11 protein-coding genes are annotated in these 12315 nt (G+C 58.5%); 8 read left to right on the forward strand and 3 right to left on the reverse strand.

Translation table 11 applies throughout. The annotated features are described in order from the left end of the window. The first annotated feature begins 83 nt into the window (after positions 1-83). The gene (locus FHW16_RS20550; RefSeq protein ID WP_182551162.1) at positions 84-971 is read left to right on the forward strand and encodes a DMT family transporter; all 888 of its coding nucleotides are present in this window, start codon (positions 84-86) and stop codon (positions 969-971) included. A 119-nt stretch (positions 972-1090) separates the two neighbouring features. Beyond that, on the forward strand, positions 1091-2068 hold the full coding sequence (locus FHW16_RS20555; protein ID WP_182551163.1) for an extensin-like domain-containing protein: 978 nt from the start codon (positions 1091-1093) through the stop codon (positions 2066-2068). Here the strand turns inward: FHW16_RS20555 and FHW16_RS20560 are convergent. Further along, positions 2065-3249, reverse strand: coding sequence for a low temperature requirement protein A (locus tag FHW16_RS20560; protein WP_182551164.1), 1185 nt, complete (start codon positions 3247-3249; stop codon positions 2065-2067). The two genes, FHW16_RS20555 and FHW16_RS20560, sit on opposite strands and share 4 nt — an antisense overlap. Before the next feature lie 245 nt (positions 3250-3494). On the opposite strand from FHW16_RS20560, the gene FHW16_RS20565 reads away from it, so the two are divergent. After that, complete coding sequence (locus tag FHW16_RS20565) at positions 3495-3911, forward strand: VOC family protein (RefSeq protein WP_182551165.1); 417 nt, start codon at positions 3495-3497, stop codon at positions 3909-3911. Between the two features lie 3 nt (positions 3912-3914). Here the strand turns inward: FHW16_RS20565 and FHW16_RS20570 are convergent, their stop codons facing one another. Then, positions 3915-4259, reverse strand: coding sequence for an acyl-CoA thioesterase (locus FHW16_RS20570; protein WP_182551312.1), 345 nt, complete (start codon positions 4257-4259; stop codon positions 3915-3917). A 225-nt stretch (positions 4260-4484) separates the two neighbouring features. Between FHW16_RS20570 and FHW16_RS20575 the strand changes: the two genes are divergently transcribed. The 4 genes from FHW16_RS20575 (at position 4485) to uvrB (ending at position 10338) form a co-directional block, all read left to right on the forward strand. Beyond that, the gene (locus FHW16_RS20575; RefSeq protein WP_182551166.1) at positions 4485-5681 is read left to right on the forward strand and encodes a mandelate racemase/muconate lactonizing enzyme family protein; all 1197 of its coding nucleotides are present in this window, start codon (positions 4485-4487) and stop codon (positions 5679-5681) included. Between the two features lie 141 nt (positions 5682-5822). After that, positions 5823-6992: an alpha/beta hydrolase gene (locus FHW16_RS20580; RefSeq protein ID WP_182551167.1), complete on the forward strand. Its 1170-nt coding sequence runs from the start codon at positions 5823-5825 to the stop codon at positions 6990-6992. 141 nt (positions 6993-7133) lie between these two features. After that, a complete protein-coding gene (locus FHW16_RS20585; protein WP_348643916.1) occupies positions 7134-7391 on the forward strand; it encodes a SemiSWEET family sugar transporter in 258 nt (85 codons plus the stop codon). Positions 7392-7515: 124 nt separating this feature from the next. After that, the gene (uvrB, locus tag FHW16_RS20590; protein ID WP_182551169.1) at positions 7516-10338 is read left to right on the forward strand and encodes an excinuclease ABC subunit UvrB; all 2823 of its coding nucleotides are present in this window, start codon (positions 7516-7518) and stop codon (positions 10336-10338) included. 216 nt (positions 10339-10554) lie between these two features. Here uvrB and FHW16_RS20595 read toward each other — a convergent pair whose 3' ends face one another. Next, entirely contained in the window at positions 10555-11133 is a 579-nt protein-coding gene (locus tag FHW16_RS20595) for a TetR/AcrR family transcriptional regulator (protein WP_182551170.1), read from the reverse strand. 118 nt (positions 11134-11251) lie between these two features. Between FHW16_RS20595 and FHW16_RS20600 the strand changes: the two genes are divergently transcribed. After that, positions 11252-12295: an aldo/keto reductase gene (locus tag FHW16_RS20600; protein ID WP_182551171.1), complete on the forward strand. Its 1044-nt coding sequence runs from the start codon at positions 11252-11254 to the stop codon at positions 12293-12295. Positions 12296-12315: the final 20 nt, after the last annotated feature.

Raw genomic sequence — 12315 nt, forward strand, 5'->3', positions numbered from 1 at the left:
CCAGTCACCCTTGAAGTCGCCAATGACAACCGGTAGAGCAGGCTGCGGGCCGAGGACGACCGCGGAAATTCTGTGGTTTCATCATGACGCAAGGCCGTGCCAATCTGTTGCTGCTGTTCGCAGGCGCCATCTGGGGTCTGGGATTTGTTGCGCAGGCAAGTGCCGTCGGCAACGTCGGCGCCTTTCTGTTCATCGGATTGCGCTTTGCTTTGGCGAGCATCACAGTCGCGCCGCTCGCATGGCGTGAAGCACAGCAGGCCAAGCGCAGCGTGACACTTAAAGACTATGGCGGTTTTGTCTTCATCGGCCTGTTCCTGTCGATCGGCTCGGTTCTGCAGCAGATCGGCCTTGCCACGACAACGGTGACCAATTCGGGCTTCCTGACCGGTCTTTATGTGGTGATGGTACCCATTCTCGGTGTCCTGCTGTTCTGGAACTGGCCAAGCCCCATTGTCTGGCCCTGTGCCCTGACCGCGCTTGGCGGCATCTATCTCCTGTCCGGCGGACAGCTAAACAACCTGACGACGGGCGACTGGCTGACGATCCTGTGCGCGGTTTTCTGGGCGCTCCAGATCATCTTCATCAACCGCCTCGCGCACGAAAACGGCCGCCCCTTCATGCTGTCGCTTGTGCAGTTCCTCACCTGTGCCGTCTTCGGCTTCAGCGTTGCCGCGTTCACCGAACCATTCAACTGGCCGTCGGTCATGCTGTCATGGCCGGCAATCCTGTTCGGCGGCGTGTTCTCCTGCGGCATCGCCTTTACACTGCAGGCGGTGGGACAGCGCTACACCAGCGCACCGCAGGCGGCGATCATGCTGTCATCGGAAGCCTTGTTTGCGGCCCTCTTCGGCGCCATCCTTCTCGGCGAGCGCATGACGTTCCACGGCATGATCGGCTGCGCGCTGATCTTCATCGCCATGATCACCGTTGAAGTGGTTCCGGCGCTGCGCAACCGTACGAACGCCGCGTAGGGCTCAACGGCTGCCTTGTTATAGACACAGGCATTACCGTCACCGCTGACCTTTCCTTTACATTTTGATTTTATTTTATCGCATCGACGCTTGATTTCAGGCGAAAAGGATGTGGTGACATGAGTTTTGCGTTGTCGTCCGCAGCGCCGTTGAGGCGCCTCTCGACTGTCTTTATCCTGTGCACGGCCACCACGCTGAACGCGTGCGGCATGGGCGATGTGAGGCGTCCGCAGGCCAATGTCGGCCACAGCTCCAGCGCGGCGGAATCAGGCGAGTACATCGCAGTACCTGCCGCAGCGGATACGACTTCCGACACATCTGTTGCAGACACTTCCTTGGCAGACAATTCCTTGGCCGGTGAAGAAAACCGCATCGCCAATACTGACGCCGAGCAGCCCGCGGGCGACGAAAGTGCGCCCGCCGAACAGCCTGCTGTCATGACGGAAGAGAACCATGCGGTGGCAAACAACGAAACGAATTATGGTTACGCCAGCGGCGGCCTCCGCGACCCCATTGCACGCAGCGAAAGCCGCTACGGCATGCCGGCAAGCGAAACCGCCTGTAGAACACAGCTGAAGCAACTCGGCGTTGTCTTTCAGGAGCGTGCGCCCATCAATGATGGTGGTGTGTGCCGCATCGACAATCCGCTGACCGTCAGCGGTTTTGCCAGCGGACAGATCCGGCTAAAACCCAGTGCGACGCTGAACTGCCAGATGACCCTCGCCTTCGCCCGCTGGGTCAAGGGCGATCTTTCGCCGTCTACGCGGTTGCGTTATCTCTCCGGCGTTAACACCATTCATCAGGCATCAAGCTATTCCTGCCGAACCATGAGCAACCGGCGCGGCGCCAATATGTCGGAGCATTCGAAGGGCAATGCCCTGGATATCGCCAAGATCACCCTGAACAATGGCACTGACATCAAGGTGCAAAAACCCGGCCTCTTCGCATTCCGGCAACGTGGATTGCTCAACAATGTTCGCTCGGACGCCTGCGATTATTTCACGACGGTGCTCGGGCCCGGCTACGATATTTTCCATAGGGACCATTTTCACTTCGACCTGATGCAACGGCGAAACGGCCATCGTGCCTGCCGTTAGTGGTGGCTTGGTTCCTTCACCCGGCCGATATACTCCCAGATCGTCACAACGATCAGGATAAGGCTGGTTGCAGCACCTAGTACAAGCGGCGAAAGCGCGCCGCCCGCAAACGCCAGAACGGCGCACAGCACCAGCCCGGCAATGTGTGAAAGCGGCGGCCTGCCCTCCACATAACCCTTGAACAGCAGGTTTCCGATCAGATAGAGCGCCGTGCCGCCGATCGAGGTCCAGAGAACCGCAGGCGCCGAATGACCGGTCGGATGTGCCAGTATCAGCTCATCGGAAACAGCCACGACGATGATACCGGCGACCAGCAGGACATGGATATAAGTATAGGCGACACGGGCAATCCGGCCAGGATCGTCCGTCGACGCAATTTTATGGTGCGCCCGCAGCTGCCCGACATTGAAATAGATCAGCCACATCGCCACCGAAGCGACGAACGTGGTCAGGAACGCCGAGAACGAGATGAACGTCCATTCCTGTTCGGCAAACGTCGCGCCCGACACGAGAATGGATTCGCCCAGCGCGATGATGATGAACAGCGCCGCACGCTCGGCCATATGATCGCCGTCCACGTCCCAGTCCGCCGTGCTGGATGCACCAAGGCCGGGCGTGCGAAAGCCCAGCGCCGGACCCGCAACTTCAATCAGCAGAGCAATCAGCCAGAAAAATACCCGGCTTTCCGGCTCGGCCAATCCGCCGGCAATCCAGAACAGCGCGGAGACACAAAGCCAGATCGAAATGCGGACAAAATTGAGGTAATTGGAGCGGTTATGGCGCCGCATAGCCCACATCATGAACAATGAGCGGCCCAGCTGCATCGTTGCGAACGCCAGCGCAAAGACCAGCCCACGGCCGGCAAAGGCCGTGGGGATCGACGTGGAGAGCACCAGGCCCGCCAGCATGAGCACGAACAGCATGACGCGTACCGGGGGTGTTGTCGGGTCGAGCCAATTGGTGACCCAGGCCGTATAGACCCATACCCACCAGACCGCCGCCAGCAGCAATGTGCTTTCACCAAGCCCCTTGAGGCTCAGATCGTGCAGCAGGAAATGTGAAATCTGCGTGATGGCGAACACAAAGACGAGGTCGAAGAACAGTTCGACGAAATCAACCTTGGCGCTGTCGCCCTCTCCGCGCCTGCGCGAATAATTCCGCATTGCCCCCGATAGTGTCATGCGCCGCCCTCCAACATCAAACCCCACGGAAACGGTGCCTGATTAACGGCCCCAATCCAAGCTTTTTAGCAGTTTGACCACAAGTTGATTGCGTTGCGATACGGGTACCGGGTTAATGTCTCATCGGATGAACACTCATGTCACCTTCCATGATTTTCCGGAAAGACTACTGACAAAAGGCTCTTGTCATCAGCGGTCGGGCTGCCTTTAATGGTGCAAATCACAACCCTTGGGAAAGGCATGCCATGCGCTTTACGGATCGCTATCCGATCATTGTCACCGACAGAAAAGAAGCCTGCCGCGATTTTTGGATACGGCATCTCGGCTTCACAAGCGGCTTTGACAGCACATGGTTCTGCTGGCTTTCAGGTGAAGATCACACCGCCTCTATCGCCTTCATGACGCCTGACCATCCGTCAGCCCCGCCCGGCCCTGAAAGTTTCGGCGGCAAGGGCATGTGTTTTGAGCTGCAGGTGGAGGATGCGGCGGCGGCATTCGAGAAAGTCACCACCACAGGATTGCAGGTCGAATATCCCCTGACCGACGAGCCCTTCGGTCAGCGCCGTTTCGGCTTCCATGATCCGTCGGGCCTGTGGATCGACATTGTGGAACAAACCGAACCGCAGGCCAATTTCTGGGACAAATATATGATTGGTGGCTAGAGCCTAGCCTTTCGGTTCCGGTGGCACCGGTGTCGGCTTGCCCGATGAATCGAGTGCTACCATCACGAAATCCGCATGGGTAACCCGCTCCATCAAGTCGGAGAGATAGCGCTGTGCCCAGGCTTCCACTTTCAGGGTGATGGATGTACGCCCGACATGCTCGATATGCGTGTAGACGCAAAGCGTGTCGCCAATCTTGACCGGCTTGGCAAAAGCCATTTCCTTCACGGCTGCCGTCACGACACGGCCGCGTGCCCGTTCTGCCGCCCGGATACCGCAGGACAAGTCCATTTGCGCCATAACCCAGCCGCCAAAAATATCACCGGCTGCGTTGGCATCCGCAGGCATGGCAAGCGTGCGCAGGGTCAGTTCGCCGATTGGCTTGGTTTCTTCACTCAATTCCGGTCTCCATAGGCAATGCGTATCTGCTCATGATGCAGTGCAATAGAGGCAATGGAAAGACCTTCTGTGCAAGAACTGTCAGAAAGCCGACATGCCGGGTCGTTGCACGGTTTTTGACATGGGCGCCCTGTCCCTTAGGGTCGGGTTGAGACTGAACGATCGGAGCAGATCATGAAAATCACCGATGTTAAAACCTTTGTTGTCGGCAATCCGCCGCCATCTTTCGGCGGTACATGGTTCCTCTTCGTCAAACTCACCACCGATTCCGGTGTCGTCGGCTATGGCGAGGCCTATAATTCCACCGTGAGCCCGCAGGTCATGCGCAAGGTGATCGAGGATGTGGCCGAGCGCTGGCTGATCGGTGAAGACCCGCACCATATCGAGCGATTCTTCCGTCGCGCCTATTCCGGCGGCTTCACCCAGCGCCCTGATGTGACCATCATGGGCGCCGTATCGGCGCTGGAGATGGCCTGCTGGGACATAATCGGCAAGGAAGCGGACAAGCCTGTCTACGAACTGCTCGGCGGCCGGGTGCATGAGCGGCTGCGCAGCTACACCTATCTCTACCCGAAACCGGAACTGGGTGAGACGTCGGCGATCTACTGGAATGCCGAAGCCTCGGCCGAGCGCGCCGCAGAATATGTCGCGCAGGGCTATACGGCCGTGAAATTCGATCCGGTTGCACCCTATACATCCTTTGATCCGCGCCAGCTCTCGCTCGAACAGCTCGATCTCGGCGAGAAATTCGTCCGGCTGGTGCGCGAGGCTGTCGGCTCGAAAGCCGATCTTCTCTTCGGTACCCATGGTCAGATGACACCCACCAGCGCTGTACGGCTGGCCAAACGGCTCGAACCCTATGATCCGCTTTGGCTGGAAGAGCCGGTTCCGCCAGATATGCCTGAGAACATGGCCTATGTGCAGCAGCACACTTCCATTCCCGTGGCCGCAGGCGAGCGCCTGACGACAAAGTACGAGTTCCAGCGCCTGCTGGTGAACCGGGCTGCCAATATCCTGCAGATGAATCTGGGGCGTGTCGGCGGCATTCTGGAAGCCAAGAAGATCGCAGGCATGGCTGAAACGTTTCATGCCCAGATCGCCCCGCATCTCTATTGCGGACCGATTGTCGGCGCAGCCAATATCCAGCTTTCCACCTGCAGCCCGAACTTCCTTATCCTCGAATGCATTCAGGCCTTTGGCGGTTTTCATGCGGAGATTCTGACCAGACCGCTTGTATGGGAAAACGGCTATATTATTCCGCCCACGGCACCCGGTCTTGGCGTTGAACTCAACGAAGCCGTCGCCGAAGCCCACGCCTATGATGGTCACGAACTGCATCTGAACATGGGCCGGGATCCGCTGATCGTCTGACACGTCACGGCATAATGTTGTTGGAAAATTGTCACGCTGGCTGATGATCAGCGTGCCTATATCAAGGGAAGACGCGCTTTTAAGTTGCAGTGCAGTTCAAATGCTGGTTCTAACTTCGGGAATGCAGTTTGGAGTGCGTCCATGACCGTTTCCCGCTTGTCGGCCTTTCTGCTCGTCATGCTTGTGTTGACAGGATGCGGTGGCCGCGCCGTGCTGGGTCTCACGTCGCAAAGCGTTATCAAGGCGAATGCGGCTGTACCCGCACCCATTTTGAACGACAAGACAGGACCCAAGGCCGTCATTCCCATTTTCGTGGCGACCAGCCGTGAACGCTCCGACAATCTGTCCCTGCCCTATTCGGCAAAGCGCTCCGCGACTGTGAATTTTTCCCGCGTCGACGTCGGCATCCCGCCGAACCACAAGCGTGGTGAAGTGGAAAAGAGCAGCAACAAGCCCAATCCGGCTCGTGATTTCGCCGCAACGGCATTCCAGCCCTACGACAGCAAGCAGGTCTTCGTCGAGAAGATCAACGCGGAACTGGCCAAACGCCCCGCCAACCAGCGCGAGCTCTTTGTCTTTGTGCATGGCTACAACAACAATTTTGCCGACAGCGTGTTCCGGCAGGCCCAGTTCGCCTACGATTATGGCCTCCCAGCCGTTTCCGTACACTACTCCTGGCCGTCGGCAGGCTCACTCGGCCTTTACGTCTATGACCGCGACAGCGCCACCTATGGCCGTGACGGTCTGGCCGAACTTCTGCAGCTTGCCGCTTCGACCAAGGCCACCAAAATCCTACTCGTTGGCCATTCCATGGGATCCTTTGTCGTCATGGAAGCGCTGAGCCAGTTGGCGCAGACCGGTCACCGCGATGTTTTCCGCCGCCTGTCCGGTGTCATGCTGGCGGCGCCTGACATCGATATCGACGTGTTTCAGGGTCAGGTCAGGGATATCGGTGAACTGCCAAAACCCTTTACGATCCTCGTTTCCCGCGCCGACAGTGCCCTGAGCGTATCGGGCCGGATCACAGGCGGTCATCCGCGCGTGGGCGACGGCACCAGCATTCCCATACTGCAGAAGCTTGGTATCGTCGTTCTCGACGCATCCGACCTCGATGGCGGGTCGCACGGGGTGTTTGCGAGTTCGCCGACCTTGATGAACATGGTGCGCAGCGGGCAATTGTCGGAGAAAGTATTGTCCGGCGATGAAACTCCGGCAGGACAGTCCGTTCTGGCCGATGGTACCTCGGTCATAACGGGTGCAGCGTCACTCGTGATCTATCTTCCGGCCCGACTTCTGGGTGCCGTTCAGTAGCCTGCATGCAAAAGACACAAGACCAACAATCCGCGATATAAATTTTTATCGCGGATGGGCAGTTACGTCATGATTCCGCTGTATTTTTTCGAAGAATTCCCTCATATATCAATTATCTCTTTTTTTCTGAAAGATCAGTCCGTGCCTCTCCATATCGAGCTCGTTGGTAGTCTTGCTGCCTTGATCACCACCCTGTGCTGGGTTCCGCAGATCATCAAGATCGTTCGGCAGCGGGAAACCGGCAGCATTTCGCTGATCAGCAATGCATCGCTGGCACTCGGCGTGCTGCTCTGGCTGTTCTATGGCATCATGATCAGTTCCTGGCCCGTCATCGCCGCCAACGGCATGACGCTTCTGCTCATTCTGACCATTCTCGGCCTGAAACTGCGCTACGGCTGACGTCCGGCAGAGGCGCCACACCTGACATTCCTACTGACAACCTTATGTCAGGAGCCTGCCGCTTCCGGTGACTTTTGCAGAGTTGGGTCTTTCCATTTTGCCGGACTCCCACCATATTCAACCCATGGTTAAATCTCCTGACAAATATAACGCGGATGGTTTCAGCGAAGCGCCGCAATCGGAACTGGAGGGCACACCGCTTTCCGGCTCGATCAGTGATTGGGCCAAGCAGATTTCCGAGGAAACCGTCAAACCGCAACCCAAGGCTGCAAAGCCAAAGAAGGCAGCGGCCAAGGAAACGAGCAGTTCCAGAACCGCACGCGGCACATCCATAGGCGGATCAAGCGATCCGAAGACCCGTGCCGCTGCCGGATTGAATCCGGTCGCGGGTATGGACATCGCACTTGAAGATACGGGCAATCTGCCGGCTGGCGGCGCTACCGCAACGGTTGCAGCCCTGTCCGCATTGATCGAAAGCGGTAATCCGCTGTTCAAGAACGGGATGGCGTGGCAACCGCACCGCCCGGCCCGGCCAGCGAAATCCGAGGGTGGCATTGCCATCCAGATGGAAACGGACTTCAAGCCATCGGGCGACCAGCCGACAGCCATCCGCGATCTCGTTTCGGGCATCGCCGATGATGACAAGACGCAGGTGCTGCTCGGTGTGACCGGTTCGGGCAAGACCTTCACCATGGCCAAGGTCATCGAGGAAACCCAGCGTCCGGCACTGATCCTCGCACCCAACAAGACGCTGGCGGCGCAGCTTTACGGGGAGTTCAAATCCTTCTTTCCCAACAATGCCGTCGAATATTTCGTTTCCTATTACGACTACTATCAGCCGGAAGCCTATGTGCCGCGCTCCGATACGTTCATCGAAAAGGAATCGTCGATCAACGAACAGATCGACCGGATGCGCCACTCGGCTACCCGTTCGCTGCTGGAACGCGATGACGTGATCATCGTTGCATCCGTATCGTGTATCTACGGTATCGGCTCGGTCGAAACCTATACGGCCATGACCTTCGAAATGAAGATCGGCGATAGGCTCGACCAGCGGGCATTGCTGGCCGACCTCGTGGCACAGCAGTACAAGCGCCGCGATATGGACTTCACGCGTGGTTCCTTCCGGGTTCGCGGCGACACGATCGAACTGTTCCCCGCCCACCTTGAAGACCGGGCCTGGCGCATCTCCATGTTTGGCGACGAGATCGAGACGATTACGGAATTCGACCCGCTGACGGGCCAGAAGACGGGCGATCTCAGCCAGGTGAAGATTTATGCCAACTCGCACTATGTGACGCCGCGCCCGACCCTCAATCAGGCGATCAAGTCGATCAAGGAAGAGCTGAAGCACCGGCTGGTCGAACTCAATCAGGCGGGCCGCCTGCTGGAAGCACAGCGGCTGGAGCAACGCTGCACCTTTGATCTCGAAATGCTTGAAGCCACCGGCTCCTGTGCCGGTATCGAGAACTATTCGCGCTATCTCACCGGTCGCAAGCCCGGCGAGCCGCCACCCACGCTGTTCGAATATATCCCTGACAACGCGCTTGTGTTCATCGATGAAAGCCATGTGACCGTTCCACAGATCGGCGCGATGTACAAAGGCGACTTCAGGCGTAAAGCGACGCTGGCGGAATATGGTTTCCGTTTGCCGTCATGTCTGGACAACCGCCCTCTCCGCTTCGAGGAATGGGACGCAATGCGCCCGCAAACCGTTGCGGTTTCAGCCACGCCCAGCAACTGGGAAATGGAAGAAGCCGGCGGTGTGTTTGCTGAACAGGTTATTCGTCCGACCGGTCTGATCGATCCGCCGGTTGAGATTCGCCCGGCCAAATCGCAGGTTGACGATGTCTTGGGCGAAATCCGCGAGACATCGGCAAAGGGCTATCGCACGCTGGTCACCGTTCTGACCAAACGCATGGCGGAAGACCTGACGGAATATCTGCACGAACAGGGCATCCGTGTCCGTTACATGCACTCGGACATCGACACGCTGGAACGCATAGAGATCCTTCGCGACCTGCGGCTGGGTGCTTTTGACGTTCTCGTCGGCATCAATCTGCTGCGCGAGGGTCTCGATATTCCCGAGTGCGCATTTGTTGCCATTCTTGATGCCGACAAGGAAGGATTCCTGCGATCCGAGACATCGCTGATCCAGACGATTGGCCGCGCCGCCCGCAATATCGACGGCAAGGTCGTTCTTTATGCAGATCATGTGACCGGTTCGATGGAACGGGCAATGGCCGAAACCAGCCGCCGCCGCGAGAAGCAGGAAGCCTACAACACGGAACACGGCATCACCCCAGCCAGTATCAAGAAGAATATCGGCGATATTCTCAACAGTGTTTACGAGCGTGATCACGTCCGGGCCGATATTTCGGGCTTTGCCGATTCCGGCGCGATGATGGGCAACAATCTCAAATCGCATCTCGAACATCTGGAGAAACAGATGCGCGTGGCTGCCGACGATCTCGACTTCGAAGTGGCAGCACGGCTGCGCGACGAAATCAAACGGCTGCGCGAGACGGAGCTTGCCATCTCGGACGATCCCATGGCCCGCGAGGTGGAACTGGAAAGCCCGGTCAGCGGCCGCACAAAGGGCCGGCACAATGCCGGACGCGCCATGCACCGTGTCGTCACGGACGAAAACAGCGATCCGAACTCGCCACTGTTCCGCAAGCCGCATCTCGACGAGATGGGCGGCGATTCCACCCGGCCTCTGGGTGGCGGACAGTTCCGCAAGAACTCGCTGGATGAGATGACCGTCGGTCGGACGGAAAAGCCCGTGCGTGGCGCCATACCGGAAAAGCCGCCGCTTCCCGGTGCCACCAACCGGAATGACGATGCCATCATCCGCCGGGAGCGCAGCGGCATTGGTTCTTATGAAGATGCCAATGATGCGCGTAAAAAACGCAGGCCAGGTAAGACGGGGCGTCCGGGGCGGTAATTGATATTTTTACCCCCCTCTGGGCTGTCGCCCTACCGGGGCGAGCCACGGGTCTCGCCCGCCTTCGGCCCCCGCAAGGGGGGAGATCAGCCTTCATGGAGGCCTTCGCACAATTTGCAGTGTTGAAAATAGCTCGAAATCTCTAATGCCGATGTGATCTCCCCCCCCTTGTGGGGGAGATGCCCGGCAGGGCAGAGGGGGGTGAATATCCCAGCCCTACTCCACATCCCTCCCGAACACAGCCTCACCGACCCGCTTGATCTCTTTGGCGAATTCGGGATCATCCACCGCGCGCGCCAGCACGACGGTGCCCACAAGCCCCGCCATGATGGCAATGGCCTTTTCACGCTGCCGGGCTTTCGTGCGCCCGGTCACAGCGTTCACCAGAATACCGAGAAGCGCCTTGGTGCCCTCCGTGAAACGCGAGCGGACGGGACCGCCACGACGGGCGATATCAGGTGCCAATGCCGCCATCATGCACCCGCTCATCTGTCCTTCACCATGCGCGTCGCCAGCCAGATAGGATTGCGTGATGGCACCGAGCGCATCGTCAGGCGCGCCTTCGGAAAGACTGGTCCATCGCCGGACTGACAGCGCCATGGCCGCTTCGCAGGCCTCGGCAATCAGATCATCCTTCGAACTGAAATGTCCGTAGAACCCGCCGTGCGTGAGACCCGCACTTTTCATCACGTCAGCGACGCCAATGCCGTCAAAACCCTTCTCGCGAAACTGTTGTCCGGCAATCTCGATGATGCGGGCGCGATTCTGTGCTGCCTGGTCCCTGCTGACGCGCATGAAACATTCCTTCAAAAAAACTGCATTGACATTTTATATGATGACCATCATCAATAGTCAATTATGACGACCATCATCTAAATTCATGTGGCGGCGAGCCAACGATCGGGAGCATTCCATGCGCTACAGGGTTTTCGGCAGCCACACCGGGCTGCAAGTGTCGGAGCTTTCGCTTGGCACGGGCAATTTCGGCACCGGCTGGGGGTATGGCTCGACACGGGACGTGGCCAAGCAGGTGTTTGACGGCTATGCGGAAGCCGGCGGCAATTTCATCGACACGGCGGACGTTTATCAGTTTGGCGAGGCCGAAACGCTCCTGAGCGAGTTCATCGCCCCTAAACGGGATAATCTCGTCATCGCAACAAAGTACACACAGGGCTCCACGGCCAATCCCACGGTGCAGGGTGTCGGCAACAGCCGCAAATCCATGATCCAGTCGGTCGAGGCCAGCCTCAAGCGCCTGAAGACCGACCGGATAGACCTGTTATGGGCTCACATTGCCGATAGCGTGACGCCGGTCGAGGAGATCATGCGCGGCTTCGAAGACCTGACCCGCTCCGGCAAGATTATCTATGCGGGCTTTTCGAACTTCGCCGCATGGCGCATCGCCAGCGCGGCAACTCTTGCAGCATTGCGCGGCTGGACCCCGGTGGTCGGATTGCAGACGGAATACAGCCTCGTGGAGCGGAGCGCCGACCGCGATCTTCTACCGATGGCACAGGCGTTCGGACTGGGTACAGTCGGCTGGTCACCGCTTGGCGGCGGGCTGCTGACCGGCAAATACCGCAAGGGTGAAGCCGGGCGCGCAACCGGTCTTGGCGCGGTGATCCAGTATGAGGACACCGCCCAGCGCACGTCGATTGTCGACACCGTTCTGGCAATCGCCGCGGAAACAGGCGCATCGCCGGGTCAGGTCGGCATTGCCTGGGTGGCCTCGAAGGGCGTACTCCCAATTATCGGCCCGAAAAACCTTGACCAGCTGAAGGACAATCTCGAAGCGGCAAACGTGGCCTTGAGCCCGAACCAGATCGAGCGGCTGGACACTGTCAGCGCCATTCCACTCGGTGCACCGCACGACATGGTCACCAGCCAAAGAACAAGAACACGTCTCGCCGGCGGCAAACCGCATCTGGTTGACGTCTCCGCAGCTTCCGTCATCTGACCAATCGCGTCCCAGGAAAC

Origin of the sequence: Phyllobacterium myrsinacearum, from assembly GCF_014138285.1 — a bacterium.
Taxonomy (GTDB): Bacteria; Pseudomonadota; Alphaproteobacteria; order Rhizobiales; family Rhizobiaceae; genus Phyllobacterium; species Phyllobacterium myrsinacearum_A.

What these genes read in the sequence shown, in the direction of transcription:
- FHW16_RS20550 (WP_182551162.1), top strand. Translation starts at nt 84, where the DNA reads ATGACGCAAGGCCGTGCCAATCTGTTGCTGCTGTTCGCAGGCGCCATC.
- FHW16_RS20560 (WP_182551164.1), bottom strand. Translation starts at nt 3,249, where the DNA reads ATGACACTATCGGGGGCAATGCGGAATTATTCGCGCAGGCGCGGAGAG.
- uvrB (WP_182551169.1), top strand. Translation starts at nt 7,516, where the DNA reads ATGGTTAAATCTCCTGACAAATATAACGCGGATGGTTTCAGCGAAGCG.
- FHW16_RS20600 (WP_182551171.1), top strand. Translation starts at nt 11,252, where the DNA reads ATGCGCTACAGGGTTTTCGGCAGCCACACCGGGCTGCAAGTGTCGGAG.
- FHW16_RS20570 (WP_182551312.1), bottom strand. Translation starts at nt 4,259, where the DNA reads ATGCCTGCGGATGCCAACGCAGCCGGTGATATTTTTGGCGGCTGGGTT.
- FHW16_RS20565 (WP_182551165.1), top strand. Translation starts at nt 3,495, where the DNA reads ATGCGCTTTACGGATCGCTATCCGATCATTGTCACCGACAGAAAAGAA.
- FHW16_RS20555 (WP_182551163.1), top strand. Translation starts at nt 1,091, where the DNA reads ATGAGTTTTGCGTTGTCGTCCGCAGCGCCGTTGAGGCGCCTCTCGACT.
- FHW16_RS20595 (WP_182551170.1), bottom strand. Translation starts at nt 11,133, where the DNA reads ATGCGCGTCAGCAGGGACCAGGCAGCACAGAATCGCGCCCGCATCATC.
- FHW16_RS20580 (WP_182551167.1), top strand. Translation starts at nt 5,823, where the DNA reads ATGACCGTTTCCCGCTTGTCGGCCTTTCTGCTCGTCATGCTTGTGTTG.
- FHW16_RS20575 (WP_182551166.1), top strand. Translation starts at nt 4,485, where the DNA reads ATGAAAATCACCGATGTTAAAACCTTTGTTGTCGGCAATCCGCCGCCA.